We start from the raw sequence: 25,948 nt of genomic DNA on the forward strand, positions 1-25,948 counted from the left end.
GGGCCACGTCTGGCCCCCGGCGGAGGGTGCGGAAGGCAGAGATTCCCGCGTGACGGGAGCGCCTACTCCGCCCGGATGTTCGCGCGGCGGATCACCGGCTCCAGCGTGGTCCGCTCCCGCCCGATGAGGGCCGCGAAGGCCTCGGGCCCCGTGCCGCCGAGGATCGCGCCCTGCTCGGTCAGGCGGTTGGCGGTGGCCGGTTCGCGCAGCGCCTCGGCGACCGCCTCGGCCACGCGGGCGATGAGGTCGGGCGGCGTGCCGGCGGGGGCGGCCATGCCGAAGGCGGTGCCGAAGATGAAGCCGGGCACGCCCTCCTCCGCCATGGTCGGGACGTCGGGGAGTTGCGGCAGGCGGGCCTCGGTCGCGACGGCCAGCGGGCGTACGGCGCGGCCGCGGATCTGGCCGAGGATGTTCGGCACGTTGTCGATGACCATATCGATCGTGCCGGCGACGAGGTCCGTCACCGCGGGCGCGGCGCCGCGATAGGGGATGTGCTGGATCTCCGTGCCCGTCGCGCCCTTGAACAGCTCCAGCGCGAGGTGAAGGCTGCTTCCGCCGCCCGCGGAGCCGGCGGTGAGCTGGCCGGGACGCGCCTTCGCCTCCGCAACCAGGGCGCCGACGTTGCGCCAGGGCCGGTTGTTGGCGACGCAGAGCACCTTCGGCGTCGCGGCGAGCAGCGTGATCGGTGCGAAGGCCGTGTTCGTGTCATAGGGCATGGACGGGTAGATGAACTGATTGACCGCCAGCGGCCCGAGCGAGGAGGCGAGCAGGGTGTAGCCGTCGGGCGCCGCCTTCGCGACGGCGTCGGCGCCGATGTTGCCGCCGGCGCCGGCCCGGTTCTCCACCACGAAGGGCTGGCCGAACTTCGTGGCCAGGGACTGGGAGACGGCGCGCGCCAGCACGTCCACCAGCCCGCCCGGCGGGAAGGGGACGATGATGCGGACGGGCTTCGTCGGCCAGGGCGCGGCCTGGGCCCGAGCCTTGGCCGCGGAGCCCGTGGCCAGGGCCGCGGCGAGCGCCGCGCGGCGCGTGACGGTGGCGTTCATCTCGTCCCTTCCTCCGCTAGGGCTTGCCGTAGAGGGCGGGGATTCCCGCATCCACGGCGACTTCCACGAGCATCGGCCCCTCGGCCGCGAGGGCGGCGTGCAGGGCGTCGTCCAGCGCGGCGGGGTCCGTGACCGCGACGCCCGGGCAGCCCATGCCGCGGGCGGTGGCGACGAAGTCGAGGCCGGGCAGGTCGATCCCCGGCGCGCCGCGCACCTGCAGCACCTGGGAGAAGGAGCGCATGGCGCCGTAGCCCGCGTTGTTCATCACTACGACGGTCAGCGGCAGACGTTCCTGCACCGCCGTCCAGAGCGCCTGGGGCGAGTAGAGGAAGGAGCCGTCGCCGATGAGGCAGACGACGCGCCGCCCGGGATGGGCGAGCGCGACGCCGACGGCGGCGGGCAGCCCGTAGCCGAGGCCGCCGCTGGCCATCGTGTAGAAGCCGCCCCAGTCCCGCACCGGCATCTGCGCGTGCATGGCCGGGCGGTGGGACGGCGCTTCCTCCACCAGGATCGCGTCATCAGGCATGGCGGCGTGCAGGCGGTGCAGGGCATAGGCCGGGGGGATGGGGGTTGCCGGTTCCGGCGGCGGCGCGGGGCGGCGCGGGGGCGGCGGGGTGCGGCCGGTGGGCGGCAGCGCCTCGGTCAACAGGGGCAGGCCGAGGCGGAGGCTGCCGAGGATCGCGTCCCCGATCGGGGCGGAGGCCGCGGCCTCCGGGTCGGTGGTGAGCTGGATCAGCGGGATGCCCGCGCGGAACAGCGCGCAGTCGCCGGCGACGTGGAAGGTGAAGGCCGGGGCGCCGACGACCAGCACGAGGTCGTGGGCGATCAGCGCGTCCGACACGGCCTGCGGCGCGGCCTTCAGGTGGCCGGCGTGCAGCGGGTGATCCTCGGGGAAGGAGAGGTTGGCGGAGAAGGGGCTCGTCCAGACGGGCGCGCCCATCCGCTCCGCGAGGGCCAGGAGCGCGGGTCCCGCTCCCTCGGCATCGGCTTCCGGTCCGGACACGATGACCGGGCACGCGGCGGCGGCGACCGCGCGGGCGGCGCGGGCGATGAGGGCCGGGTCGGGCGCGGTGTCGCGCGAGACCGCCCGCGGTGCCACCGGCCAGCAGGCGGCGGACCAGTCGTCGGAGGGGATGGAGACGAAGGTCGGGCCGCAGGGGCGCTGCGCGGCGATGCGGTGGGCGTGGGCGATGGCGGCGGGCACGTCCTCGGCGCGCGCCGGCTCGATGCTCCACTTCACGTAAGGCTTGGGGAAGGAGGCCGCCTCGGTCGCGCCGAGGAAGGGCAGGTTGGGCAGGAGCGCGCGCGCCTGCTGCCCCGCCGTCACCACCAGCGGCGCCTGGTTGCGGTAGGCGGTGAAGAGGTTGCCCAGCGCGTGCCCCACCCCCGCCGCGGAGTGCAGGTTCACGAAGGCCGGGCGGCCCGTGGCGCGCGCGTAGCCATCGGCCATGCCGACGACCGAGGCCTCCTGCAGCCCGAGGATGTAGCGGAAGTCCTCGGGCCAGCGGTCGAGGAAGGGCAGCTCGGTCGAGCCCGGGTTGCCGAAGACCGTCGTCATGTCGAGCGCGCGCAGCAGGTCGAGCACGGCCTGGCGCACCGTGGTCCGGCCCGTGGTCGGCGGTCCGTCGGTCATGTTTCCTCCGATTCCAGCCCGGCCGCATCCAGTCCGGCCGCATCCAGTCCGGCGATGAGGCGGCGCAGCGTCGCGAGGAAGGCGGGGCGGTCGGCCTCGCCCAGCAGGCGGTCGAGGGCCGCGTCGTGCGCGTCCGCGTGGGCCGCCAGTTCCGCCCGCATCGCCTCACCGGCCGGGGTGAGGGACAGGGCGTAGCTGCGGCGGTCCCAGGGCGGCCGGTCCCGCTGGATGAGGCCGCGCCGCTCCAGGTCGGACAGGGCCGGGGTCAGGGTGGACTTGTCCCGCCCCACCGCGGCCCCGAGGGCGGTCTGGGAGAGGCCGGGATTCTCCCCGATCAGGACGAGGATGGCGTAGCGGCCGGGGCGCAGGCCCGCCGTGCCGCTGCGCCGCGCGAAGGCCGCGAAGGACGCCTCCTGCGCGAGGCGGAGGTGGAAGCCGATCGTCTCCGAGAGGGGCCCGAGCCGGAGGGGGACGCCGGCGCCCGGCAGGAGGCGCAGGCTCGGCGGGTCCCGATCGGGACCGGGCGCGCGGCGCGGATGGCGGGCCGGCTGGGCCAACGGAACGCGGTCCCTCCCTGGCGCGGCCTGTCGGCGCGCCGTTCTTGTTCGGGACGGTAGGACATCCAACGATCCGGTCGCAAACCCCCGCGCAGGGGGGCGGCGCCTCACCTCTCCGTGACGCGCCGGAGCCAGGCGGCGGCGGAATCGACCGCCCGACGCGCGGCGGAGACATGGTCGGCAGCGCGCAGGAAGCCGTGCACCGTGCCGGGAAAGGTCCCCTCCTCCACCGCGACGCCGGCCTGCCGCAGGGCGACGGCCATGGCGCGGTTCTCGTCCGCCAGCACGTCCAGCTCGGCGATGTGGATCAGGCAGGGTGGCAGGCCGCGCAGGTCGGCCCGGGCCGGGGCGGCGTAGGGCGACATCCGGTCGGTCGGGTCCGGCGTGTAGCAATCCCAGTAGAAGCGCATCTTCTCCCGCGTCAGGCCGTAGCCCTCGGCGAACTCGGCGTAGCTCGGGGTGGCCATACGGTCATCAAAGACGCCGTAGTTCAGCAGCAGGCCGGAGAGGCGCAGCCCGGGATCGGACTGGCGCAGCAGCAGGGCGGCGCCGAGCGCGAGGTTCGCCCCGGCGGAATCGCCGCCGAGCACGATGCGCGTGCCATCCAGGCCCCACTCCGCCCCCTTGGCGGCCACCCAGCGGACCACGCCCGCCATCTCCTCCAGCGCCTGGGGAAAGGCGGCCTCCGGGCTGAGCGCGTAGTCCGGGCCGATCACGGCGGCGCCCGAGCCCGTGGCATAGCGGCGCATCAGCGTGTCATGCGTGTCGACGCTGTTCCAGACCCAGCCGCCGCCGTGCAGGTAGATCAGCACGGGCAGCGGCCCGCCCGTCGAGGGTCGGTGCAGGCGGCACAGGATCCGCCGGCCCCGGACGCCGAGCCAGCGGTCGGTGCTCTCGGCCACGCGCGGCTCGGGGTTGAAGAGGGTCATGTTCAGGGCGTCGTTGGCGGCCCGGCTGGCGTCCAGCGGCCGCTCCAGCCGCTGCGGCGGGAAGTTCGCGGCGCGCCCCTCCATCATCGTCGTGAAGGCGGCCATCTCCGGGTCCAGACGAGGGTCCTGCGGCACGGTGCAATCCTTGGAGGGGGCGCGAGTGAAGGCGTATCCGGGTCCTGGCTCAACCCCGCGCTCGCCCCATCGCGGCCTGGACCTGGTTCCGGGGATCGCGGTGATCGCACCGGGCCGCAGGGGCGGCGACATCGGGTGGGTCGGGCAGAGGCTTCCCGCCCTTGGCGTGGCCGTGTAGGGTCGGGCCGGTTCGTCCGCGTAGCTCAGCAGGATAGAGCACAGGATTCCTTGTTTTAACTGGGCGTTGTGCTCGGAAACGGCACAACGGATCCGCTCAAAGTCGGGGAAAGCTCTGGCGCTCTCGTCGCCGTGCCGATCCCGAGCCAAGTCCGGGCCTCCGCCCGGGAAGGTGTAGAGACTGGACGGGCGGCACCTACGGGCTTCGGCCTAGGGTGAAGGGACAGTCCAGACCACGAACGCCCTCGCGGGCGGCGGCGGAAGCCGAAGTGGTATGAATCCTGGGGTCGTGGGTTCGAATCCCGCCGCGGACACCCCCAACTCCACCCCCAAGCAGCGGTGCGCTGCCCTGAGCCAGCCTGAGACGGCGGCGCGGCAAAGGAGGGGTGAAGAAAATTGGGGGAGAGAAATCCCTTATTTACTTACTTCTCATGGGGAATGTGGGGAGAGTGGGGAAGTCGGCGCATTCATTGGGTTTTGGCGCTCCCCACAGGATTGAGCCCTGTGGGGAGTGTGGGGAGCAACCTCGCCGAACCCCGCTGAGCTGGGAACTCTGACATGATGATCCGCCGTTCGCTGCTGACCCTGGCCGCACCCATCCTTGGCGGCCTGCCACGTAGCGCACAGGCCTGCGCCGTCCCTGCCGCCCTCACAATCGCTAACCGCGGCACCCGTCCCATCCGCGCGCTCAGGCTCACGGAGCGTCCGTTGAGCGCAGGCCTTGCGGGCAGGCAAGGCCAGGCGCAGCCCGTCACCGATGAGGTCCCGGTCACCCTACCTTCGGTAGGGCTCGCGCCAGGACAGACCATCGTCGTCAACACCGTGAATTGCAGGGCGCGGTACACCGTGGTCGCGACCTTCACCGACGGTAGGGTCGTCCAGGTTGATGATCTGATCGGCAGGCAGGAGGTCGTAGTGCGGTGAGGCTGTCGGCCGGCCGTCGGGCCGTCTCCGGGTCCCTCCTGGGCCGCATTCCAGCCGGGGGTATCTCGCACCGCGGCTCTCGCGAGCATCTGACCAAAAAATACTCTTACAACTTCTTCCGTCGTCGCCCGATCAGTCGATTGCAGCGGCGATGCCTGCAATGCGCGCCGGAAATCCCCGTGAACGCGCTCTACTTCCTCCCGCAGCACGTCTCGCTGGCCCGGCGTGAAGCCCATCTCGGCGGTGATCGTGTCCGGGAGCGTGGCGCACCATCGGTCCAGCGCGGAAAGGTGGCATTCGAGTGCGTCACGCAGCTCCGCCGCCGCCACCAGCGCCTGAGCCTCCTTCGCGAGCTTCCGCTCCATCTGCGCGCACCGAAGGGCCATGAACCGCTGCGCCGGCGTGAGCTCCGCGCTGGGCGCCAGTTCGGCCAGGCGTGCCAGGGCAGTGTCCGCGTCGAACTGCCAATTATCCCCCTTTCCGGTCCCGCGGCGTATCACCGGGAAATGCGGGTCGGTCGCCATCCGGGCGTCCAGCGTCGGCCGGGAGATACCCGCGGCGGCTGCCAGCTCGCGCTTGTTCAGGATGGGCACGGGCTTCCTCCGGACGGATGAGGCGCCCGCCGCGGATACCAACAGCCTGCAAGAGGCACCCATTCTGCGGGCCTCCCTGCCGCAGCCCGCCGCCGCGGAGGGATTGTCGCGGAGATGGATGCCTTCGCGGCGGCCCCCGAGCGGCCGCAGGTGCAGGGCCGTTTCTGAGACCAGCGCCCGGCAACCCCTTCGGCCTTCCGATGGAGGACTGCGCCGCGATCCCGTGCGGCCCGTCGCGGCATGTCAGCCAGCACAGCGGTGGTCGGGGCGAGGATGATCGGGCAGCCCAGGGCTTCCACCGCCCCAAGCGCCCTCCCTTGGCGCGCTGTATCCGTTTCGCTACAACGAGGGACGGCATGACGGCTGGAGCCCTCGTGGACGGGAGGCCGGGCTGCTCCCGCGTTCGGGCCGCGCAGGCCCGCGCGATGCGACAAGGAGACCCCATGCGCCGCACGCTGCTGACGCTCGCCCTCGGCCTGTCCCTCCTGGTGCCCGGCGCCCTGCGCGCGCAGGAGCCGGTGACGGTCTTCGCCGCGGCGTCGCTGACCGACGCGCTGCGCGACCTCGGGCGGCAGTGGGAGGCGCGCGGCAACCCGGCGGTGCGGCTCTCCTTCGCCGCCTCCTCCGCGCTGGCGCGCCAGATCGAGCAGGGCGCGCCGGCGGACGTCTTCATGTCGGCGGACGAGCCCTGGGCCGACTACCTTCAGCAGCGCCACCTGCTCGCTGAGGGGACGCGGACCTCGCCGCTCGGCAACGCGCTGGTGCTGATCGCGCCCGCCAGCGCGGCGCGACCGGTGGAGATCAGCCGGACCACCGACATCGCCGCCCTGCTCGGGGCGAATGGGCGGCTGGCGACCGGCGATCCGTCCAATGTGCCGGTCGGCAAGTACGCGCAGGAAGCGCTGAGCTGGATGGGGCAGTGGGACCGTATCGGCCCGCGCATCGCCCGCGCGGACAACGTCCGCTCCGCCCTGCTGCTGGTGGAGCGCGGCGAGGCGCCGCTGGGCATCGTCTACGCCACCGACGCGGCGGCCGCGCCGAACGTGCGGGTCATCGGCACCTTCCCGGCCGGGAGCCACACGCCCGTGACCTATCCCTTCGCGCTGACGCGGCGTGGCGCGGACAACGGCCGCGCCCGCGCCTTCCTCGACTTCGCGCGCGGGCCGGAGGCGGCGGAGACCTGGCGCCGCCACGGCTTCAGCGTTCGCTGATAGAAGGGCGGCGCGGGTGATGGAATGGCTCTCGCCCGAGGAGTGGGAGGCGGTGCGCCTCTCCCTCTCGGTGGCGACCCGCTCCGTCGCGGTGTCGCTGGTTCCCGCGGTGGCGGTCGCCTGGCTGCTCGCGCGCGGCCGCTTTCCGGGGCGGATGCTCCTGGATGCGCTGGTTCACCTGCCCCTCGTCGTGCCGCCCGTCGTGGTCGGCTGGGGGCTGCTGCTGCTCTTCGGCGTGCGCGGCCCGATCGGGGGGCCGCTGAACGAGTGGTTCGGCGTGCGGCTGGTGTTCACCACCGAGGGCGCGGCGCTGGCCACCGCCGTCATGTCCTTCCCCCTGATCGTCCGTGCCGTGCGGCTGGGGCTGGAGGGGGTGGACACCGGGCTGGAGCAGGCGGCGGCGACGCTCGGCGCGGGATGGTGGGACCGCTTCGTCACGGTGACGCTGCCGCTGATGTCGCCGGGCATCCTGGCCGGTGCCGTCACCGCCTTCGCGGCGGGGCTCGGGGAATTCGGCGCGGTCATCACCTTCGCCTCCAACATCCCGGGCGAGACGCAGACCCTGCCGCTGGCGATCTATGCCGCCACGCAGACGGCGGGCGGCGAGGCGACGGCGGCGCGCCTGGCCACCGTGTCCTTCGTGCTCGCGGTGGCCGGGCTGATCCTGGCGGACCTGATCGCGCGGCGCATGGGGCGGCTGCTGGGGCGTTCGGCCTAGTGCTGGAGGTCGCGGTCGGCCATCGCTTCGCGCGGGACAGCGCGGGCTTCGCGCTGGATGCCCGCTTCGCCGCGCCGACGCCGGGCGTGACGGCGCTGTTCGGGCCCTCGGGTTGCGGCAAGTCCACGACACTCGCGGCGATCGCGGGCCTGCTGCGGCCCGATTCCGGCCGCATCGTGCTGGAGGGCGACGTGCTGCTGGACACGGCGCGCGGCGTCGCCCTGCCGCCGGAACGCCGGCGGCTGGGGGTGGTGTTCCAGGATGCGCGGCTCTTCCCGCATCTCTCGGTGGCGGGGAACCTTCGCTACGGCGCGCGGCGCGCGCCACGGGATGCGACGGGATCGTCGGAGGAGGAGGTCGTCGCCCTGCTGGGCATCGGTCACCTCCTGTCCCGCCGCCCGCGCGACCTCTCGGGCGGGGAGCGGCAGCGCGTGGCGCTGGGGCGCGCGCTCCTCGCCCGGCCGCGCCTGCTGCTGATGGACGAGCCGCTGGCGTCGCTGGACGCGGCCCGCCGGGCGGAGGTGCTGCCCTTCCTCGCCCGGCTCCGGGACGCCGCGCGCGTGCCGATCCTCTACGTCACCCACGCGTTGGAGGAGGTGGACGCGCTGGCGGACACGCTCGTGCTGATGGAGGCGGGGCGGGTGCTGGCGGCGGGGCCGGTGGACGGGATCGCGGCGCGCCCCGACCTGCCGCTGGCCGCGCGGCGGGATGGCGGCGTGCTGCTGCCCTGCACCGTTGCGGCGCATGACGCGGCGCTCGGCCTGACGCGGCTGGCCTTTCCCGGCGGCGCGCTGGAGGTGCCGCTGCGCGGCGAGCCCAGGGGGGCGGCGATCCGGGTCCGGGTCCGTGCGCGGGACGTCTCGGTCGCGACCCGCCGGCCGGAGGAGCTCTCGGCCCGGAACATCCTCTCCGCCACCGTCACCCGCGCGGCGGAGGTCCCGGGGCTGCCGCACGAGGCGCTGGTCGTCCTGGCGGTCGGGCCCACGACCTTCCTGGCGCGGGTGACGCGGGAGTCGCTGAACCGCCTCGGCCTGGAGCCCGGGCGGTCCGTCTGGGCCATCGTGAAGGGCGCCGCCCTCGCCCTGCCCTCTCAGGAGGCCGGGCGCTAGCCGCGCGCCACCGTCACGGGGTTCTCCGCGACGGTGGCCGGGCGGGGGTCAGGAGAGCCGGCCCGACGCGATCCGCGCGCCCTCCACGAGGGAGGCGAGCTTCGCCCAGGCGATCTCCGGGTCCACGGCGCCGAAGCCAGCGAAGGTGGAGAAGCCGCAATCCGTGCCGGCGATGACCCGGTCCGCCCCGACGATCCCGGCGAAGCGCTCGATGCGCTGCGCCACGAGTTCCGGGTGCTCGACGAAGTTCGTCGTGGAGTCGAGGCAGCCGGGGATGAGGACGTAGTCGTCGGGGATCGCGGCGTCTCGCCAGACCGCCCATTCATGGGCGTGGCGGGGGTTCGAGGCCTCGAACAGCAGAGCGCGGGGCTTGGCGCGCAGCAGCACCGGCAGGACCTTCGCCATCGGGATGTCGTGGGTGTGCGGCCCCTCGTAATTGCCCCAGCAGATGTGCATCCGCACGCGGTCGCCCGGGATGTTGCGGAGCGCGTGGTTCAGCACCTCCACATGGATCTCGGCGCGGCGGAGGAACTCCTCCTCCGACAGCTCGCGGTACATCATGTGGCGGCCGAGGCCGAGGTCGGGCGCGTCGATCTGCAGGATCAGGCCGGCGGCGACGATGCCCTCGTACTCCACGCGCATGGCTTCCGCGACGTCGTGCAGGTAGTCGTCGAGGGTCCGGTGGTAGTTGGACACCTGGAAGAGCGCGATGACGCCGGGGCTGGCGCTATTGAGGAAGCCCTCCGCATAACCGGCACCCGCCATCGCGGCCTTCATGACCGCGATGTCCCGCTCCATCGGGCGCCTGTCCACCACGGCGATCGGGCCGGTGCAGCACGGGCGCCGGTAGGTCGGGGTGCCGCCGCCCTTCGAGAGGCGCTCCATGAAGGAGGGGTAGTCGGCCAGGTCGGCGGGCGGGCGGCGCGGGCTGTCGCCCTCGAAGCCCGAGAGCCGGTCCTTGATGTAGGTGGCGTAGGAGATCTTGGAGGTCTCGCCGTCGGAGGGAAGCGAGATGCCGACCTCCTTCTGGCGGCGCAGCACGGCGTGCGTCGCCTCCTCCATCACGCGGTGATACTCGGCCTCGTCGAGGGCGATGCCCTTCTCCCGCGCGAAGAGGCGGTCCGACACCGCGGCGCTGCGCGGGAGGGAGCCGACATGGGTGGTGCGGATCATTCCGCGGCGGCCCGCTGCTCGGGGAAGCGCACGGCGCCGGCCTCGTCGCCGCCGCGGACGACGAAGGCGAGCACGCCGTCCGAGGACAGGGCGCGGAAGGCGCGCGCGGCTCCCTTCGGCGTGGTGAAGGTGTCGCCGGCGGCCATCTCCACCGTCTCCCCGTCCATGGTGACGGCGAGGGTGCCGTGGTGGACGAAGATCACCTCCTCCTCGTCCCGGATGTGCGGCGGGACGGTGGCGCCGACCTCCATGCGGAGAAGGCGGAGGTTGAAGCCGTGCGGCCACCAGCCGGTGATCGGGCCGGGGGCGAAGCCGTCGCGCGTCTCGGTCGGCGTGATGACCGGGCATTCCTCCACGCCCGGGCCGGCGAGGGGCGAGCGCGGGTTGCCGCGCATGTCGGCGAGGCGCACGGCGCAGGCGGCGATCTTGTCGAGGGAGGGCGTCGCGAGCCGGCGGACGAGTTCCTCGTTCGGCGCCTCCTCCAGCTCCGCACCGGCGGGGACCGCCTCGCCGGCCGTCGTGTCCACGAGGCGGCCGCCCTTCAGCAGGACGAGGCCATACTGCCGCGCGAGGTCGAAGACCTTCGGCGCCCAGAGCACCTTGCCCGGATCGTCCCGTCCCAGCACGACCCAGAGGAAGCCCACGCCCTCATCGAGTTTGCGGAAGCCGCGGAACATGTGGATGGGCACGGAGAGAACGTCGCCCGGTGCGACCTGCACCTCGCCGTCCGCGCCGGCCTCGGCGCCGAAGGTGACGGCCCAGTGGCCGGAGTGGACAACGAAGACCTCCGCCGTCTCGTGGCTGTGCTGGGAGTTCAGGCAGCCGCCGGGCTGGCGGGCGGCGCCGATGTTGAAGCCGTGCGCCTCGGGGATGTGGACGTGCTGGTTCGGGTTCTCGGACACGCCGGGGCCGATGATGGTGAAGTTCTCCTTCGCGTCGGAGCCCGGCGTGCGGGTGTCCACGAAGGCGTTCTTGCAGGGGATCAGGTCGGCGTAGCGGACCAGGCGCGCGGCGATGCTCATGCGGCGATGCTCTCCGGGGCCGTCGCGAGGCGGCGGCCGCTCTCCTTGTCGAACAGGTGAAGGCGGGCGGGATCGAGGCGCAGCCCGACCGGGGTGCCCTGGGGGTGGCGGAAGCCGCGCACGGTGCGGGCGATGACGCGCGTGCCGCCGGGCAGGGTGGCGGTGACGAGCACCGCCTCCCCGGTCAGCTCGGCCGTGTAGACCTCCGCGTCCAGGTCGCCCGCGCCGGGGGCGGTGACGGAGAGGTCCTCCGGCCGGATGCCGAGAACGGTGGCGCCGGGGCGCGCGGCCACGGGCAGCGCGGCGCCGGAGAGGAGGAAGCGGCCGTCCTGCACCTCGCCGGGGATGAGGTTCATCGGCGGGGAGCCGATGAAGCCCGCGACGAAGAGGTCGGCGGGGTGATCGTAGATCTCCTCCGGCGTGCCGAGCTGGCGGATCTCGCCGTGGTTCATGACGGCAACACGATGTGCCAGGGTCATCGCCTCGATCTGGTCGTGGGTGACGTAGATCGTGGTCACGCCGAGCTTCGCCTGGAGGTGCTTGATCTCGGCGCGCATGGTGACGCGCAGCTTCGCATCGAGGTTCGACAGCGGCTCGTCCATCAGGAAGACCTGGGGCGTGCGGACGATGGCGCGGGCGAGCGCGACGCGCTGCCGCTGGCCGCCGGAGAGTTCCCGCGGGCGGCGGGAGAGGAGCGGGCCGAGCTCCACCGTCTCGGCGGCCTCGCGCAGGCGGCGGTCGCGCTCGGCGCGGGGGACGCCGCGGACCTTCAGGGGGTAGCCGATGTTCTCGGCCACCGTCATGTGGGGGTAGAGGCCGTAGTTCTGGAAGACCATCGCGACGTCCCGGTCCTTCGGGGCGTCGTCGTTCACGCGGCGGCCGGCGATGAGGATGTCGCCCTCGCTCGGTTCCTCCAGCCCGGCGATCATCCGCATGGTCGTGGTCTTGCCGCAGCCGGAGGGGCCGAGCAGGACCATGAACTCGCCGTCCGCGATCTCCAGCGTCTGCGGCCGGACCGCGACGAAGTCGCCCCAGCGCTTCCCGACGCCGCGCAGGCTGATGGCGGCCATCAGCCCGGCGCCTTCGTCTGGCGGAGGATCGCGAGCTCGTCGAAGAGGGTCCATTCCTCCACGATGCGGGCCGCCTCATCCAGCCGGTAGTGCGACATGCCCAGCACGTAGACCGGACGCCCGGTCGGCGCGCCCCAGGGGCCGTGGCCGCGATGGTGCGCGCGGATGCCCCAGCGCACGGCCAGGATCACGCCGTCCGTCTCCTCCGACCAGCAGAAGTGGTCGAGGGAGAAGGCCGCGTCCGGGAAGGCGGCGAGAAACGAGATCCAGAAGTCGCCGAGGGCCTGCCGGCCCATGATCTCCCGCCCGCCGGCCATGTGGACGTGGACGTTCTCCGCGTAGAGGCGGGCGAGCGCGTCGATGCGGCGGCGGTTGAAGACGTCGTGCAGCAGGTGCGCGAGGCGGTCCTCGATCCCCGGTCCCTCGGGGCGGTCGAGCGGGCCGGGATTCGCTTGGCCGTAGGCGCGCCGGGGAAGGCCGATGAACCAGGGCTTGCGGCCCGCTGCGGCGTCGGCCCGCGCCAGTCGTTCCGCCACCTCGTGGATGTCGAAGCCGAGGCCGGTGACCGCCGCGCCGTTGTCGCGGATGAGCCATTCCGTGTGGATGCGCCCGTCCCGCGACACGCAGTCCGCGCAGGTCAGGAAGCGGGCGCGGCGGCCGGTGGCGGGGCCCCAGGCGTTCGGGCCGATATGCGTCACCGTGGAGGCGCCGAGATGGGAGGTGTAGAAGCCGTCCGCATCCTCGGACCAGGCGACGTTCAGGAAGCGGCTGTCGCGGTCGAAGGCGGAGAGGGTCGCGAGGGTGCCCGCCACCACCTCCTCCGCGCCGCGGGAGAAGTCTGCGCCGGCATAGACGGGGCAGGCGTGGTCATAGGTGTCGTGGATGGTGCCGACCGCGCGCTCGGCCCAGATCTTGTGCGTGATCTTGAAGATCCAGTCCACGATGTCCGCGTGGCCGGGCTGGAAGCCCTTCATGGGAAAGCCGGTGTCGGGCCGCTGCGCGACGAGGTCCTCCACCGCGACGTGGCGCACGCGGGTCGCGCGCGGGCGTTCGGGCAGTCCCAGAGAAGTCGCGTTCATCGCACTGCCCCCGCCGTCAGGCCCTTCACGAAGTACCGCTGGACGAAGCCGGAGAGCAGCAGCATCGGCAGCATGATGGTCAGCCCGATCGCCGCCATGATCTCCCAGGCGTCGCCGCGCTCCGTGCGGGCGGACATCAGCCCGACCTGGAGAGTCACGGCCTCGTTGCGGGAGAGGACGAGGGCGTAGAAGAACTCGTTCCAGGAGACGACGAAGCAGAAGATGGCGGCCGTCGCGATGCCCGGCAGCGCCATGGGCACCACCACGTCCCAGAGGACGCGGAGGCGGGAGGCGCCGTCGATCTGGGCCGCTTCCTCCATGTCCGGGGGAATGGCGTCGATGAAGCCCTTGATCATCCAGATGGCGTAGGGAACGACGAAGGACATGTTCGCGATCACCAGCGCGATCCGCGTGTCCAGCAGCCCCGCCGTGCGGAAGGCGATGAAGAGCGGGATGATGACGATCACCGGCGGGATGAACTGCGTGGCCAGCACGCCCATCGGCCAGATCGCCCCGCCCGGCAGGCGGAAGCGGGAGAAGGCGTAGGCCGCGAGCGTCGCGATGGGGAGCGAGAGGATCAGCGTCAGTCCCGTCACGACGAGGCTGTTCAGCGTGCGCGATCCGAGGAAATAGGGCGCCCCGGCGGCGGCGCGGAAGTTCTCCAGCGTGGGGTCGAAGAACAGGCGCAGCGCGTAGACGTCCCGCGGCGTCTTGAAGGCGGTGGCGGCGATCCAGGCGATGGGCGCCATGAAGGCGATGAGCACGAGGATGATCGCGACCGTGCGCAGCGCGCGGGCCAGGGGGGTGGGCCTCATGCCCGGCGCCCCCGGATGAGCCGGAAGTAGAGGGCGGCGAAGACCGACATGAGGGCTGCGAGGAGGTAGGCGAGCGCGGCGGCGTAGCCGAGGTCGTACCAGCGGAAGCCGGTCTGGTAGATCAGGTGGGACAGGGTCTCCGTCGCTTGTCCCGGGCCGCCGGCGGTCAGCATGACCACCTGGTCCAGCACCTTCAGGGAGAAGATCGTCTTCAGCAGCACCGCGATGGCGATCACCGGCTTCAACTGTGGCAGCACCACCTCGAAGAAGGCGCGGAAGGCGGAAGCGCCGTCCACCGACGCGGCCTCCACCGTGTCCTGCGGCAGGGACGCCAGGGCGCCGATGAACATGAGCATGAAGTAGGGCGCCCAGTGCCAGACATCGGTCAGCACCAGCGCGGCCATGGCGAGGGTCGGGTCGGCCAGCAGGGCGGTGCCGCGCAGGGAGGGGACGGCCGCGCCGAGCAGCCCCGCCGCAGCCCCGAATTCCGGGTTCAGCAGGAAGCGCCAGGACACGCCGACCAGCGCAGGCGACATGGCGAAGGGGATGACGAGAAGGGTCCTGGCCGAGACCTTCAGCCGCCCGGGGCCCGCCAGCAGCAGGGCGAGGAGCATGGCGATGGTCAGGGTGAAGACCACGGAGAGGGCGGTGAAAACCGCCGTCACGCGCAGGCTGGTCCAGAGGTCGGGATCGTCGGTCAGGGCGCGGAGGTAGTTCTCCGTCCCGACGAAGCCGGTGGGCGCCGGGCTGCGCGCGAGGTCCCATTCCTGGAAGGACAGCCAGAGGCCGGAGGCCAGGGGATAGAGCAGCGTCCCCGCGATCACGGCGAAGGCCGGCAGGACCAGCAGCCAGCGGAGCTGCCGGTCCCGGAGGCTGCCGCGCCGCGGCGCCTCCCGCGCGGGCGCCGCGACGGCGCCGGCCCTCGCCGAGGCGCTCAACGGCGGCCGGACCGGCGGAGGATGCGGTCGGTCTCGCGCGCCGCGTTGTCCAGGGCGGGCTTCACCGGGCCGCGGGTGGACGCGAGTTCGGAGAGCGTGTTCTCCAGCACCGCCGCGACCTGCGGCCAGTCGCGGGTCTGCGGCATGATGCGGCTGCCCTCCAGGCTGCGGGCCGCGACGCGGTGCAGGCCGCCATTCGCCGCGTTCACCGCCTCGTTCGAGAAGGAGGCGGTGTGGGTGACGACGATGTCGGCGAGGTTCGGGTCGGACTTGTCGGTGGCGACCGCGACCTCCTGCTCGGCCGCGGTGACCCACTTCATGAACTCCCAGGCGGCATCGCGCCTGCGGGAGCCGGACGAGAGCGCGAGAGGCAGGGAGATGGCGTAGGAGACCGGCTGCCCGCCCGCCATCTGCGGCACAGGGGCGAAGCCCACCTGGTCCGCCGTCAGGCGCGACTGCGGGCCGGTGAGGACGGAGTAGACCCACCACCACACCACCACCATCGCGGAGTTCCCCTGCGCGACGGAGTTCACCGCGTCGCCCTCCACGAATTGCAGGGAGCCGGGCGCCGCGACGCGGTGACGGAGGAGGTAGTCGAGGTATTGCTGCGTGGCCTGCACGCCGATGTCGTCGTTGAAGCGCGCGCCGCGCTCGTCGGCGGTCAGCACGTCCCCGCCGCGGCCCCAGAGGTGGTTGAGCCAGAGGAAGAGGTTCTGCTGGCCGTTGCCCTTGCCGTAATACATCGCGATGCCCGAGATGTTCGGGTTCTTCGCCTGCACGGCGTTGGAGGCGGTGACGACCTCGTCCCAGTTGGTCGGGGGCGCGACGCCGGCGGCCTCCAGCAGGTCCTTGCGGTAGAAGAGCATCTGCGGGTGGCCGCGGATGGGAAGGCCGTAGGTGCGGCCCTCCACCTGGCTGCCGAGCTTATAGGCCTGGGGGTAGCGGTCCATGCTGATGCCGTCCCGGCGCAGCAGGTCGTCCAGCGCCACCATGGAGTTGGCGAGCGAGGAGCCCCAGGAATCCTGGTAGCAGATCACGTCGAAGGCGCTGCCGCCGGCCACGGCCTCGGTCGTGATCTTGTCGCGGAGCTGGCCGTAGGGGACGTAGGTGAAGGCGGCCTTGATGCCCGTCAGCCGCTCGAAATCCGGCAGGCGCTTCTCATGCGCGCGGAACTGGGAGGCGACGGGGAGGAGGACGTTGACGGTCTGGCCGGCGAAGGGCCGGCCTTCCCGGAGCTGCGCCCGCGCGGGCCGCCCGAAGGCGGTCAGGGCCCCCGCCGCGCCGAGGCCCATCAGGCCGCGCCTGTCCATCGCCATCCGTTCCTCCTGCTCCTGTTGCCCCGATCCTATCCGGGCTTTGCAATCGTATGCAACGGGCGCCTACAACGATCCGGCGCGGCCTCACCCCCGGTGCATCGCGATCTGCCGGTGGATGGCGACCTCGTCCGCCACCATCCACTCATTCCGGATCCGTCCGTCCACGAGTTCGTGGTGATTCACGCCCAGGGCGACGACGGTGGCCCCGCTCGGCGGGCCGAAGGCGCCGGGGCCGGAATGCGTGCCCGTCATCCACCAGCGGGTCGAGACGCGAACGGGGCGTCCGGGCTCCTCCATCGCGATCGAGTGATCCACCACGAAGCGCGCGTCGGGGAAGGCGGAGAGCCATCCGATGAGCATCCGGTCCAGCCGCGCGTGGCCGTGCAGCAGCCGGTTGCCCGGGGCGCGGACGACGCAGGCGGGATGGTAGGCGTCACGGATGACATCGAGGTCGGCGCGCCAGATGCGCGCCAGCGCCTCCCGGACCTGGCGGGCGGCGGGGTGGTCCGCGATCTCATGGGGCTGGAAGCTCCCGTCCCGGAGCGCGCGGGCCATCTCCGCCTGCCAGGGCGCCTTGCCCGCCTCCAGGTCCGCGCGCGCCAGGCGGCGCGCGTGCTCCACCGGATCCAGGCCGATCTGCGCGGCGATCCCCGCCTCGTCCCGGACCAGCCACTCCTCCGTGATCCGGTTGCCGAGGCAGACGCAGTCGGCGATGGCGTAGAAGTGGACTTCGCGTCCGGTCGGCGGGCCATAGGCGCCATCCCCGAGATGGACGGAGGGCGCGGAGACGCGGTGGGAGGAGAGGAAGCCCCGCCGGTCGTCTCCGGACCAGATGATGTCCTCGGGCAGCAGGCGGCGGTCGGGGAAGGCGTGCAGCGTCGCCAGCGTGCCGGCCACCATCGCCTCGGCCCCGTGCATCTCCCCGTTCGGCGTGTGGACGAGGCAGTCCTCCGCGTACCAGCGGCGGATCAGTCCGACGCCGCGGCCCTCCCAGATCCGCTCGGTGATCTTGACGATGTAGTCGGGCAGGTCCTGGAACTCGGGGTCGAAGCCCTGCATCGGCATTACCGTGTCTCCTCGGGGTCGTGCCACAGCGTCCTCCCGCCGTCCCGGACGAGGCCCCGTGCCGGAAGGCGGGCGGAGCGGCGCACGACGAGCTCGCCGGGCACCACGACGCGGCGGGCAGACAGGGCGGGGTCCTCCAGCCGGGTCGCGAGGAGGCGGACGGCCTCCTCCACCATCGCGTCCACGGGCTGGGAGAAGGTGGTGAGGGCGTAGGAGTCCCAGGCGGCGGGGACGCTGTCGTCGAAGCCGATGACGGAGACGTCCTCCGGCACGCGCAGCCCGTGGCGGTGCCGCGCCGCGTCCATCACCGCGATCGCCATGTGATCGGAGGCGCAGAAGACCGCGTCCGGCCGGTCCGGCCGGGTGAAGAGGGCGGCGGCCGCTTCCCCCGCGCGGGCGGTGTCGTAATCCCCGGCGACCCGGATCGCGTCGGTGACGCCGGCCTCGCGCAGCGCCTCGAAATAACCGGCCTCCCGGTCCCGGTTGGTGGAGGAATCGGCGAGACCCGCGACATAGGCGAAGCGCCGGTGGCCGCCGGCCAGCAGGAAGCGGGCGATGTGGCGGGCGCCCGCGCGGTTCTCGCCGGCGACGCTCTCCACGCCCGCATCGGGGGTGACGCGGTTGAACAGCACCACCGGCACGCCGCCCGCGTGGCATTCGGCCGCGAGGCGCGAGGAGAGCGTGGCGGAGAGCAGGATCAGCCCGTCCACCTGATAGCGCATGATCTCCTCCAGCCCCGGGTCGGCATCGCCGGTCTGCGGCGCGGTGAAGAGGAGGAGGTGGTGCCCCATGGCCTGGAGGCGGTCCGACAGGGCCTCCAGCACGGCGGGGTAGAAGCCGTTGTGGAGGTAACCCACCGCCACGCCGATGATCCGGGACCGCCGGGTGATGAGGGAGCGGGCGATCATGTTCGGCCGGTAGCCGAGGCTGCGCGCGGCCTCCAGCACGCGCTCCCGCGTGGCCGGCGCGACGCTGGCGCCGGGGGTGAAGGTGCGGGACACCGCGGACTGCGACACGCCCGCCAGCCGCGCCACGTCCTGCGCGTTGGCGGGGCCGCGCCGCGGCGGGATCATGCCGCGGTCCAGCCTCCGTCCACGATCAGCGCCGTGCCGGTCATGAGCGAGGAGGCGTCGGAGGCGAGGAAGACCACCGCCCCCGTCAGGTCCTGCGGCTGCCCGACGCGGCCGAGGCGGATGTTCGAGAGGATCCAGTCCCTCGTCGGCCCGTCCGCCAGGAAGGGGCGGGTCATCGGCGTCTCGATGAAGGTGGGGCAGAGGGTGTTCACGCGGATGCCGAGCGGCGCGAGTTCCAGCGCCGCGGCCTTGGTGAAGCCCTCCATCGCCCATTTCGTGGCGCAGTAGACGGAGCGGCGCGGGCCGCCGACATGGCCCATCTGGGAGGAGACGTTGATGATGGAGCCGCCGCGCCCGGCGTCCCGCAGCCCCCGCGCGACCGCCTGCATGGCGAAGTAGGCGGCGCGGACGTTCAGGTCGGTGACGGCGTCGTAGTCGGTCTCCGTCACGTCCAGCAGGTTCGCGTGGCGGGCGCCGCCGGCATTGTTCAGCAGCACCTCGAAGGGGCCGCGCTCCGCGACGGCGCGGGCGAAGGCGGGGACGTCGGTGACGTCGGCCGCCAGCGCGTCGGCCTTTCCCCCGCGGGCGCGGATGGCCGCCGCGGCGGCCTCGATCTCCGCGCCGCTGCGGGCCACGAGCGTGACCGCCGCGCCGGCATCGGCCAGGGCGGAGGCGGCGGCGAGCCCGATCCCCCTCCCCGCCCCCGTGACGATCGCGCGCTTGCCGTCCAGCCGGAAGGAGGGCGCGGGCGGCAGTTCCATCGCCGCGCTCATTCGGCGGCGGTCGCGTAGGGGATATTGCGGCCGCCGTAGCGGCGCACGCGGATGTTCGCCTGCTCCGCATGGCCCGCGAAGCCCTCGAGCATGCAGAGGCGGGAGCAGTACTCGCCGACCATCGCGCTCGCCTCGTCGGTCAGGACGCGCTGGTAGGTGCAGGTCTTCATGAACTTGCCGACCCAGAGCCCGCCCGTGTAGCGCGCGGCCTTCTTCGTCGGCAGGGTGTGGTTCGTGCCGATCACCTTGTCGCCGAAGGACACATTCGTGCGCGGGCCGAGGAAGAGCGCGCCGTAGTTGGTCATGTGGGCCAGGAAGTAGTCGGGGTCCCGCGTCATGACCTGCACGTGCTCGGAGGCGATGCGGTCGGCCTCCCGCACCATCTCGGCCTCGTCGTCGCAGAGGATGACCTCGCCATAGTCTTCCCAGGCCTGGCGGGCGATGGCGGCCGTGGGGAGGATCGTCAGCAGCCGCTCCACCTCCCGCATCGTGTCGCGCGCCAGCTTCTCGCTGTTCGTCAGCAGGATGGCGGGGGAGTTCGGGCCGTGCTCCGCCTGGCCCAGCAGGTCGGTGGCGCAGAGCTCCCCGTCCACCGTGTCGTCGGCGATGACGAGCGTCTCGGTGGGGCCGGCGAAGAGGTCGATGCCGACGCGCCCGTAGAGCTGGCGCTTGGCCTCCGCCACATAGGCGTTGCCGGGGCCGACCAGCATGTCCACTGGCTGGATCGTCTCGGTCCCCAGGGCCATGGCGCCTACCGCCTGGATGCCGCCGAGGCAGTAGATCACGTCCGCCCCCGCCAGGTGCTGCGCCGCGACGATGGCCGGGGCGGGCCGTCCCTCGAAGGGCGGGGCGCAGGTGATGATGCGCTGGCAGCCCGCCACCTTCGCGGTGACGACGGACATGTGGGCGGAGGCGAGGAGCGGGTACTTGCCGCCCGGCACGTAGCAGCCGACCGAGTTCACCGGGATGTTCTTGTGACCCAGCACCACGCCGGGCAGCGTCTCCACCTCGATGTCCCGCAGCGCGGCCTTCTGGTGCTCGGCGAAGTTCCGCACCTGCTCCTGCGCGAAGCGGATGTCGTCCAGGTCGCGGGCGGAGAGCTGCGAGAGGCAGTCGCGGATCTCGGCGTCGGTCAGGCGGTAATCGGTCCGGTCCCACTTGTCGAAGCGGATGGACAGGTCGCGGATCGCGGCGTCGCCGCGGGCGGCGATGTCGGCCAGGATGCCCTCGACGGTCGTGCGCACGCGCGCATCGTCCTCGGCCGCCGCCGCCGCGTCCCGGCCGGTCTTGAGATGCCGTGCCATCCGTCTCTCTCCCGCTTGCAAGCGTATGCAAGGGTGCTCCGGGGCCGCGTCTTGTCAAGCCGCGGCGGCCGGACGCGCGGGGTGCGGGGCCTGGCCGGGCACGGCGGAACGCGCAGGTCGCGGCACACCGCCCCGCCCTCGTTGACACGCCCCCGGGCGGGCAACAGCCTGCCGGGAACGCTTGGATCGAGGGCTTCCGGCCTCCGGGTCCCAAGCCCTGGGCAGGAAACCGCCAGATGAACGCATCGCGCCGAGCCCTGCTCGCCACGGGGGCCGCCGTTGTCTCCGCCATGCCCGGGCCCGGGCGGTCCCAGCCGGCCTATCCGTCGCGGGCGATCCGGCTCGTGGTGGCCTGGGCGCCGACCGGGGCGATCGACACGGTCGCGCGCCGGCTGGCCCAGAAGCTGTCCGAGGCGATGGGGCAGAGCGTGATCGTGGAGAACCGCTCGGGGGCCGGGGGCAGCATCGGCGCGGCCGAGGTCGCCCGTTCCCCGGCGGATGGCTACACGCTGCTGGCGCTCGACAGCACCTATGGGCTGATGCCGTTCCTGGTGAGCCGCCTGCCGTTCAACCACGCGGAGGCGTTCCAGCTCGTCACCATCAGCGCCTTCACGCCGGTCATCGCGGCGGTGCACCGGGATTCCCCCTACACCACCCTGGCGGAGTTCACCGAGGCGGCGCGGCGGCAGCCGGACCGGCTGACCTATGGCAGCGGCGGCATCGGCAGCTCGGTGCACTTCGCCACCGCCGCCTACGAGCTCGCGGCCGGGGTGCGGCTGCTCCACGTGCCCTACCGCGGCGGCGGGGAGGCGGTGACGGCCCTGCTGGCGAAGCAGGTGGACGTCGTTTTTGCCTCGCCCGGCGCGGCGATGGGCAGCGGCGCCACGCTGCTGCGGCCGCTCGCGATCAGCGGTCGCGGCCGCCTCGCCTCCCTGCCCGACGTGCCGACCTTCGCCGAGGCGGGGATGCCGGGCTACGACGTGATGCACTGGTCCGGGCTCGCCGTGCCGCGCGGCACGCCCGCCCCCGTGGTCGAGCGCCTCTACGCCGAGGCGGCGAAGGCGCTGGCCGCTTCGGACATGGTGGAGTTCCTCGCCTCCATCGCCTGCCTGCCGGGCGGCACCACCCCGGCCGAGACCGAGCGGCTGCTGGCGGAGGAGACGGTGAAGTGGCGGCAGGTCGTCGAGGCCGCGGGCATCCGGCCGCAGTGAGCGAAACAGTGGGTGTCGGCGGCGTGCCGGCGCGCGTCCATGACGTGGTGGTGGTCGGCTCCGGCTGCGCGGGGCTGGCGACGGCGATCGCGGCGCGCCGTCACGGCCTGGACTGCGTCGTGCTGGAGAAGGCGGACCGGATCGGCGGCGGCACCGCCATCTCCAGCGGGCTGCTGTGGGTCGGCAACAACCACCTGCACGCCGCGGCCGGCGGCCAGGATAGCTCGGAGGCGGTGCGGGCCTACCTTCGCTACGTTGGCGCGGACGGGATCGACCCGGCCCGGATGGAGACCTTCGTGGAGGAGGCACCGGGGGCGCTCCGCTTCTTCGAGGCGGCCGGCATTCCTTTCCGCCTGAGCCCGCGGATCGACCATTACGGCATGGCCCCGGGCGCGAGTTCCGGCGGCCGCCTGGTCGAGACGCCGGCTATCGACGGCGCGGCGCTCGGCGACCTCGGAGATCGCGTGCTGCTGCCCGCGGGTCCGCTCCGCCATCTCGGCGGGCGCGAGGCGCTGGCCCTGGGCGGACCCAACCGGCCGGCGACCTGGGAGGCGGCGGCCGAGGCCGGGCGGGCGCGGCCGGGCCTGCGCGGGAGCGGCGGCGCGCTGGTGAGCTGGCTTCTCCGGATCGCCGTCCGGCACGGCGCCGGGGTCCTGACGGGCACGGCGGCGGAGCGGCTCGTGTTCGAGGAGGGGCGCGTGGCGGGGGTCGTGACGCGGGACGGCGGGACCATCGCCGCGCGCCGGGGCGTCGTGCTCGCCACGGGGGGCTACGAGTCGAATCCCGATCTCGTCGGCCGCTTCGAGGCGCTGCCGGGATGGCAGTCCATGTTCCCGGAGAGCATCACCGGCGACGGGCTGACGATGGCCACCGAGATCGGCGCGGCCCTGCACGTCATCGGCAACAACCTCTCCCTGTTCCTCGGATTCCGGAACCCTGAGGAGGCGCCCGGCGGCACCGCGACGTGCCGCCTGTCCGGCACGCAGGAGCTGCCCGCGCCGCACACGATCGTGGTCAACCGGGCCGGGCGCCGCTTCGCGGATGAGAGCTTCTTCCAGGCCGTGGCGCCGCGGCTGCGGGAGTTCGACGTGCTCCGCCGCGACCAGCCGAACCTGCCCTGCTGGCTGATCTTCGACGCCGCCTATGCGCGGGCGCACTCCTTCGCCGGCCGTCCGCCCGGGGCTGCCATCCCGGACTGGGTGGCGCGGGCCGGGTCGCTTCCCGAACTGGCCGAAGCGCTCGGTATCGACGTGGCCGGGCTGGTGGCCACCGTGGGTCGCTTCAACGCGGATGCGGCGCGGGGCCTGGATGGGGAGCACGGGCGGGGCAGCACGCCCTGGGGGCTGACGCGATTCGATCCCTCCACGACGCTCGGCGCCGTCGCCGAGCCGCCCTTCCACGGCGTCCGGCTTCACCCGACCGCCCTGTCCTCGGCCGGGTTGCTGACGGACACGGCGGCGCGGGTGATGCACGTCCGCGGCAGGCCCATTCCCGGGCTCTTCGCCGTCGGCAACGCGGCGGCCCGCACGGAGACGGGCTCGGGCTACCAGACGGGCTTCTCCCTCGCCTCCGGGCTGACCTTCGGCCTCATCGCGGCCCGGGAAATGGCGGGCCGATCGGAATGACGCTTCCGCGCCTCGTCTCCGCGCGCTCCCCCTTCGCGATCCGCAGCTACCGCTTCCAGTGGTCGGCCGACCTGATGACGTCCTGGGCCTTCGAGATGGAGACGATCATCCTCGGCTGGTACATCGTGGTGCAGACCGGGTCCGTGCTGCTCGTGACGCTGTTCGGCTCGCTGCAGTTCCTGGGAACGCTGATCTCGCCCTTCTTCGGCCTGGCGGGCGATGCGTTCGGGCATCGCACCGTGCTGTGCCTGATGCGCGCGGCCTATGCCGCCCTGGCGGCGATCCTGGCCGCGCTCGCGCTGGCCGATCTGCTGACGCCGACGCTGGTGCTCGTCGTCGCCGGGCTCGCGGGACTGATCCGGCCCTCCGACACGAGCCTGCGCAACGTGCTGATCGGCGAGACCATGCCGGACGACCGGCTGATGAGCGCGGTCAGCCTGTCGCGCATCACCTCGGATTCCGCGCGGATCGGCGGCGCCCTGGCCGGGGCGAGCATCGTCGCCACCCTCGGCCTCGGCGAGGCCTATCTGATGGTGGTCCTGCTCTATGCCGCGGGCATGGTGCTGACGCTGGGGGTGAGCGCCGGGCGGAGCGTCACCCGGGAGCCCCCGGCCGCCCCGCGATCCCCCCTGCACGGCCTGTGGGAGGCGGCGCAGGCCGTGTGGCGGGCACCGCCGCAGCTGGCCGCGATGCTGATGGCGTTCCTGATCAACCTGACCGCCTTCCCCTTCACGCTGGGGCTGCTGCCCTACATCGCGCGCGACGTGTACGGCACGTCCCAGGCCGGGCTCGGCTATCTCGTGGCGGCCGTCGCGGGCGGCGGCATCGTCGCCTCGCTCGTGCTGAGCGGGATGAACGCGCGCGTCCAGCCGGCGCGCATGATGCTCGTCTTCAGCGTGGTCTGGCACGGGCTGGTGATCGTGCTGGGGCAGAGCGGCAGCCTGACGGGCGGGCTGCTTCTGCTGCCGCTGATCGGGATGGCGCAGATGCTGTGCGTGCTGCCCATGTCGGTGCTGCTGCTGCGCGGCACGACGCCGGCCCTGCGCGGCCGGATCATGGGGATGCGGACCCTGGCGGTCTACGGGCTGCCCATCGGGCTGCTCTGCTCGGGGCCGCTGATCGAGCGGGTGGGCTTCCCGGCCACGGCGGCGGTCTACGGTCTTCTGGGCATCGTCGTGACGCTGCTCGTGCTGGCGGTCTGGCGCGCGCATCTCTGGCCGCGACGGGCGCCGGGCAACCATGGCTAGCCACCGGCACGCTGGCGGAGGCCCTTGCCACGCGGGCGGCGTCCCCGGAAGCCGTTCCCGGACCCGAACTGTGCCAGTCAAAACGGGCCGAACTGTCCCTTTCTGCGGCCCCGGCAACGGGACAGTTTGCGGCGCATAAGAACGCGTCGAGGAAACCGATCCATGCATCGCCGCACGCTTGTCGGCACGGCCCTGGCCGCCCCTGCCCTGCTTGCCCGGGCGCACGCCCAGGGCACTTGGCCCGACCGGCCGATCACGCTGGTGGAGGGCTATCCGCCCGGCGGCGTGACCGATCTCGCCACCCGCGCCGTCGCCGAGCCGATGTCGCGGAACCTCGGCGTGCCCGTCGTCGTCGAGAACCGGCCGGGTGCGGCGACCTCCGTCGCGGCAACCTATGCGGCCCGGGCCCGGCCGGACGGGCAGACGCTCGTCATGGGCACCACGACGCTCGCGATCAACCAGACGCTGCAGCCCACCCTCACGCCGCGCGACCCGGCGCGGGAGCTGGACCCGGTGGGGATGGTGTTCCGCACGCCCTTCATCCTGCACGTCCACCCCGGCGTCCCGGCGAGCAATGCGGCGGAGCTGATCGCCCACTGCAAGGCGAATCCGGGCAAGGTGCTGTTCGGCTCCCCGGGAACCGGCTCGGTCAGCCATCTCTGCCTCGAGCTCTTCCGCGCCCGGGCGGAGGTGGACATCGTCCACGTGCCCTATCGCGGCGGCACGCCGGCGGCGCTGGACCTGCGCCAGGGCCGGGTGCACGCGGTCTTCCAGGCCGTGCAGGAGGCGGCGGCCTCCCTCACCGATGGCGGCACGCGCGGCCTGGCCGTGACGGCGGGCGCGCCGCTGCCGAACTACCCGCGCCTGCCGCCCCTCTCGAACACCGTGCCGGGCTTCGAGGTCTTCTTCTGGCAGGGGCTCTTCGCCCCGGCGGGCACGCCGGCGCCGATCATCGCCCGCGCCGCCTCCGCCCTGCGGACCGCGACGGAGGATGCGGCGCTCCGCACCCGCCTCGCGGAGCAGGGCGTGGAGCTCGTCAGCGGCGACGCGGCGATGCTGCGCGCCGCCCTGGCGGACGACACGCGCCGCTGGGGCGACGTGATCCGCGCCGCCAACATCCGCCTGGAATAGCGCCGCCGCGCCGACCGACCGCGCCGGTCCGGGCGGGGGAGCCCCCTCCGGCGGCTCCCTCTGCACCGGACATG

At 73.0% G+C, this 25,948-nt stretch carries 24 protein-coding genes; 9 read left to right on the forward strand and 15 right to left on the reverse strand.

From position 1 onward, the window contains the following. Positions 1–62 precede the first annotated feature (62 nt). The 4 genes from ACP6CK_RS14225 to ACP6CK_RS14240 form a co-directional block, all read right to left on the reverse strand. Positions 63–1,046 carry a Bug family tripartite tricarboxylate transporter substrate binding protein gene (locus tag ACP6CK_RS14225; protein WP_426959711.1) on the reverse strand — a complete coding sequence of 328 codons (984 nt, stop codon included), beginning with the start codon at positions 1,044–1,046 and terminating at the stop codon, positions 63–65. A 16-nt stretch (positions 1,047–1,062) separates the two neighbouring features. Next, positions 1,063–2,679 (reverse strand): benzoylformate decarboxylase, encoded by a 1,617-nt coding sequence (gene mdlC, locus ACP6CK_RS14230; protein WP_426959712.1) that lies wholly within the window; start codon positions 2,677–2,679, stop codon positions 1,063–1,065. Further along, on the reverse strand, positions 2,676–3,236 hold the full coding sequence (locus ACP6CK_RS14235; protein ID WP_426959713.1) for a MarR family winged helix-turn-helix transcriptional regulator: 561 nt from the start codon (positions 3,234–3,236) through the stop codon (positions 2,676–2,678). The genes mdlC and ACP6CK_RS14235 overlap by 4 nt, the downstream gene beginning before the upstream one ends. A gap of 107 nt (positions 3,237–3,343) precedes the next feature. Next, the gene (locus ACP6CK_RS14240; protein ID WP_426959714.1) at positions 3,344–4,300 is read right to left on the reverse strand and encodes an alpha/beta hydrolase; all 957 of its coding nucleotides are present in this window, start codon (positions 4,298–4,300) and stop codon (positions 3,344–3,346) included. Positions 4,301–5,035: 735 nt separating this feature from the next. On the opposite strand from ACP6CK_RS14240, the gene ACP6CK_RS14245 reads away from it, so the two are divergent. The 5 genes from ACP6CK_RS14245 (at position 5,036) to modC (ending at position 9,032) form a co-directional block, all read left to right on the forward strand. Next, a complete protein-coding gene (locus ACP6CK_RS14245; protein ID WP_426959715.1) occupies positions 5,036–5,401 on the forward strand; it encodes a hypothetical protein in 366 nt (121 codons plus the stop codon). A gap of 179 nt (positions 5,402–5,580) precedes the next feature. After that, on the forward strand, positions 5,581–6,015 hold the full coding sequence (locus tag ACP6CK_RS14250) for a hypothetical protein (RefSeq protein WP_426959716.1): 435 nt from the start codon (positions 5,581–5,583) through the stop codon (positions 6,013–6,015). Between the two features lie 422 nt (positions 6,016–6,437). Then, complete coding sequence (gene modA, locus ACP6CK_RS14255; RefSeq protein WP_426959717.1) at positions 6,438–7,205, forward strand: molybdate ABC transporter substrate-binding protein; 768 nt, start codon at positions 6,438–6,440, stop codon at positions 7,203–7,205. Between the two features lie 19 nt (positions 7,206–7,224). Beyond that, entirely contained in the window at positions 7,225–7,923 is a 699-nt protein-coding gene (gene modB / locus ACP6CK_RS14260; protein WP_426959913.1) for a molybdate ABC transporter permease subunit, read from the forward strand. Further along, positions 7,923–9,032, forward strand: a complete 1,110-nt coding sequence (modC, locus tag ACP6CK_RS14265; RefSeq protein WP_426959718.1) for a molybdenum ABC transporter ATP-binding protein — start codon at positions 7,923–7,925, stop codon at positions 9,030–9,032. Before modB ends, modC begins: the two co-directional genes overlap by 1 nt. A gap of 48 nt (positions 9,033–9,080) precedes the next feature. Here the strand turns inward: modC and ACP6CK_RS14270 are convergent, their stop codons facing one another. The 11 genes from ACP6CK_RS14270 to hisD form a co-directional block, all read right to left on the reverse strand. Continuing rightward, the gene (locus ACP6CK_RS14270) at positions 9,081–10,205 is read right to left on the reverse strand and encodes a cobalamin-independent methionine synthase II family protein (RefSeq protein WP_426959719.1); all 1,125 of its coding nucleotides are present in this window, start codon (positions 10,203–10,205) and stop codon (positions 9,081–9,083) included. Further along, positions 10,202–11,227 (reverse strand): cupin domain-containing protein, encoded by a 1,026-nt coding sequence (locus ACP6CK_RS14275; protein WP_426959720.1) that lies wholly within the window; start codon positions 11,225–11,227, stop codon positions 10,202–10,204. The genes ACP6CK_RS14270 and ACP6CK_RS14275 overlap by 4 nt, the downstream gene beginning before the upstream one ends. Next, entirely contained in the window at positions 11,224–12,297 is a 1,074-nt protein-coding gene (locus tag ACP6CK_RS14280; protein WP_426959721.1) for an ABC transporter ATP-binding protein, read from the reverse strand. The genes ACP6CK_RS14275 and ACP6CK_RS14280 overlap by 4 nt, the downstream gene beginning before the upstream one ends. After that, positions 12,297–13,376, reverse strand: a complete 1,080-nt coding sequence (locus tag ACP6CK_RS14285; RefSeq protein ID WP_426959722.1) for an ester cyclase — start codon at positions 13,374–13,376, stop codon at positions 12,297–12,299. Before ACP6CK_RS14285 ends, ACP6CK_RS14280 begins: the two co-directional genes overlap by 1 nt. Then, positions 13,373–14,191, reverse strand: a complete 819-nt coding sequence (locus ACP6CK_RS14290) for a carbohydrate ABC transporter permease (RefSeq protein WP_426959723.1) — start codon at positions 14,189–14,191, stop codon at positions 13,373–13,375. Before ACP6CK_RS14290 ends, ACP6CK_RS14285 begins: the two co-directional genes overlap by 4 nt. Further along, positions 14,188–15,129, reverse strand: coding sequence for a carbohydrate ABC transporter permease (locus ACP6CK_RS14295; RefSeq protein WP_426959724.1), 942 nt, complete (start codon positions 15,127–15,129; stop codon positions 14,188–14,190). The genes ACP6CK_RS14290 and ACP6CK_RS14295 overlap by 4 nt, the downstream gene beginning before the upstream one ends. Then, positions 15,126–16,445: an ABC transporter substrate-binding protein gene (locus tag ACP6CK_RS14300; protein WP_426959726.1), complete on the reverse strand. Its 1,320-nt coding sequence runs from the start codon at positions 16,443–16,445 to the stop codon at positions 15,126–15,128. The genes ACP6CK_RS14295 and ACP6CK_RS14300 overlap by 4 nt, the downstream gene beginning before the upstream one ends. 84 nt (positions 16,446–16,529) lie before the next feature. Beyond that, complete coding sequence (locus ACP6CK_RS14305) at positions 16,530–17,510, reverse strand: ester cyclase (RefSeq protein WP_426959727.1); 981 nt, start codon at positions 17,508–17,510, stop codon at positions 16,530–16,532. Further along, positions 17,510–18,583 (reverse strand): LacI family DNA-binding transcriptional regulator, encoded by a 1,074-nt coding sequence (locus ACP6CK_RS14310; protein WP_426959729.1) that lies wholly within the window; start codon positions 18,581–18,583, stop codon positions 17,510–17,512. Before ACP6CK_RS14310 ends, ACP6CK_RS14305 begins: the two co-directional genes overlap by 1 nt. Continuing rightward, a complete protein-coding gene (locus ACP6CK_RS14315) occupies positions 18,580–19,344 on the reverse strand; it encodes an SDR family NAD(P)-dependent oxidoreductase (RefSeq protein WP_426959730.1) in 765 nt (254 codons plus the stop codon). The genes ACP6CK_RS14310 and ACP6CK_RS14315 overlap by 4 nt, the downstream gene beginning before the upstream one ends. Before the next feature lie 8 nt (positions 19,345–19,352). After that, positions 19,353–20,660, reverse strand: coding sequence for a histidinol dehydrogenase (hisD, locus tag ACP6CK_RS14320; protein ID WP_426959731.1), 1,308 nt, complete (start codon positions 20,658–20,660; stop codon positions 19,353–19,355). Positions 20,661–20,896: 236 nt separating this feature from the next. Between hisD and ACP6CK_RS14325 the strand changes: the two genes are divergently transcribed. The 4 genes from ACP6CK_RS14325 to ACP6CK_RS14340 all read left to right on the forward strand — a co-directional run bounded on the left by ACP6CK_RS14325 (position 20,897) and on the right by ACP6CK_RS14340 (position 25,874). Further along, positions 20,897–21,871, forward strand: a complete 975-nt coding sequence (locus ACP6CK_RS14325) for a Bug family tripartite tricarboxylate transporter substrate binding protein (RefSeq protein ID WP_426959732.1) — start codon at positions 20,897–20,899, stop codon at positions 21,869–21,871. Beyond that, the gene (locus ACP6CK_RS14330; protein WP_426959733.1) at positions 21,868–23,496 is read left to right on the forward strand and encodes an FAD-dependent oxidoreductase; all 1,629 of its coding nucleotides are present in this window, start codon (positions 21,868–21,870) and stop codon (positions 23,494–23,496) included. The genes ACP6CK_RS14325 and ACP6CK_RS14330 overlap by 4 nt, the downstream gene beginning before the upstream one ends. Further along, positions 23,493–24,743 carry an MFS transporter gene (locus tag ACP6CK_RS14335; protein ID WP_426959734.1) on the forward strand — a complete coding sequence of 417 codons (1,251 nt, stop codon included), beginning with the start codon at positions 23,493–23,495 and terminating at the stop codon, positions 24,741–24,743. The genes ACP6CK_RS14330 and ACP6CK_RS14335 overlap by 4 nt, the downstream gene beginning before the upstream one ends. A gap of 162 nt (positions 24,744–24,905) precedes the next feature. Further along, positions 24,906–25,874, forward strand: a complete 969-nt coding sequence (locus ACP6CK_RS14340) for a Bug family tripartite tricarboxylate transporter substrate binding protein (protein ID WP_426959735.1) — start codon at positions 24,906–24,908, stop codon at positions 25,872–25,874. Positions 25,875–25,948 lie beyond the last annotated feature (74 nt).

Origin of the sequence: Muricoccus radiodurans (assembly GCF_050154705.1) — a bacterium.
GTDB classification, from domain to species: Bacteria; Pseudomonadota; Alphaproteobacteria; order Acetobacterales; family Acetobacteraceae; genus Roseomonas; species Roseomonas radiodurans.

What these genes read in the sequence shown, in the direction of transcription:
- ACP6CK_RS14225 (WP_426959711.1), bottom strand. Translation starts at nt 1,046, where the DNA reads ATGAACGCCACCGTCACGCGCCGCGCGGCGCTCGCCGCGGCCCTGGCC.
- mdlC (WP_426959712.1), bottom strand. Translation starts at nt 2,679, where the DNA reads ATGACCGACGGACCGCCGACCACGGGCCGGACCACGGTGCGCCAGGCC.
- ACP6CK_RS14245 (WP_426959715.1), top strand. Translation starts at nt 5,036, where the DNA reads ATGATGATCCGCCGTTCGCTGCTGACCCTGGCCGCACCCATCCTTGGC.
- modA (WP_426959717.1), top strand. Translation starts at nt 6,438, where the DNA reads ATGCGCCGCACGCTGCTGACGCTCGCCCTCGGCCTGTCCCTCCTGGTG.
- modB (WP_426959913.1), top strand. Translation starts at nt 7,225, where the DNA reads ATGGAATGGCTCTCGCCCGAGGAGTGGGAGGCGGTGCGCCTCTCCCTC.
- ACP6CK_RS14270 (WP_426959719.1), bottom strand. Translation starts at nt 10,205, where the DNA reads ATGATCCGCACCACCCATGTCGGCTCCCTCCCGCGCAGCGCCGCGGTG.
- ACP6CK_RS14275 (WP_426959720.1), bottom strand. Translation starts at nt 11,227, where the DNA reads ATGAGCATCGCCGCGCGCCTGGTCCGCTACGCCGACCTGATCCCCTGC.
- ACP6CK_RS14280 (WP_426959721.1), bottom strand. Translation starts at nt 12,297, where the DNA reads ATGGCCGCCATCAGCCTGCGCGGCGTCGGGAAGCGCTGGGGCGACTTC.
- ACP6CK_RS14285 (WP_426959722.1), bottom strand. Translation starts at nt 13,376, where the DNA reads ATGAACGCGACTTCTCTGGGACTGCCCGAACGCCCGCGCGCGACCCGC.
- ACP6CK_RS14290 (WP_426959723.1), bottom strand. Translation starts at nt 14,191, where the DNA reads ATGAGGCCCACCCCCCTGGCCCGCGCGCTGCGCACGGTCGCGATCATC.
- ACP6CK_RS14300 (WP_426959726.1), bottom strand. Translation starts at nt 16,445, where the DNA reads ATGGCGATGGACAGGCGCGGCCTGATGGGCCTCGGCGCGGCGGGGGCC.
- ACP6CK_RS14305 (WP_426959727.1), bottom strand. Translation starts at nt 17,510, where the DNA reads ATGCCGATGCAGGGCTTCGACCCCGAGTTCCAGGACCTGCCCGACTAC.
- ACP6CK_RS14310 (WP_426959729.1), bottom strand. Translation starts at nt 18,583, where the DNA reads ATGATCCCGCCGCGGCGCGGCCCCGCCAACGCGCAGGACGTGGCGCGG.
- ACP6CK_RS14315 (WP_426959730.1), bottom strand. Translation starts at nt 19,344, where the DNA reads ATGGAACTGCCGCCCGCGCCCTCCTTCCGGCTGGACGGCAAGCGCGCG.
- hisD (WP_426959731.1), bottom strand. Translation starts at nt 20,660, where the DNA reads ATGGCACGGCATCTCAAGACCGGCCGGGACGCGGCGGCGGCGGCCGAG.
- ACP6CK_RS14325 (WP_426959732.1), top strand. Translation starts at nt 20,897, where the DNA reads ATGAACGCATCGCGCCGAGCCCTGCTCGCCACGGGGGCCGCCGTTGTC.
- ACP6CK_RS14335 (WP_426959734.1), top strand. Translation starts at nt 23,493, where the DNA reads ATGACGCTTCCGCGCCTCGTCTCCGCGCGCTCCCCCTTCGCGATCCGC.
- ACP6CK_RS14340 (WP_426959735.1), top strand. Translation starts at nt 24,906, where the DNA reads ATGCATCGCCGCACGCTTGTCGGCACGGCCCTGGCCGCCCCTGCCCTG.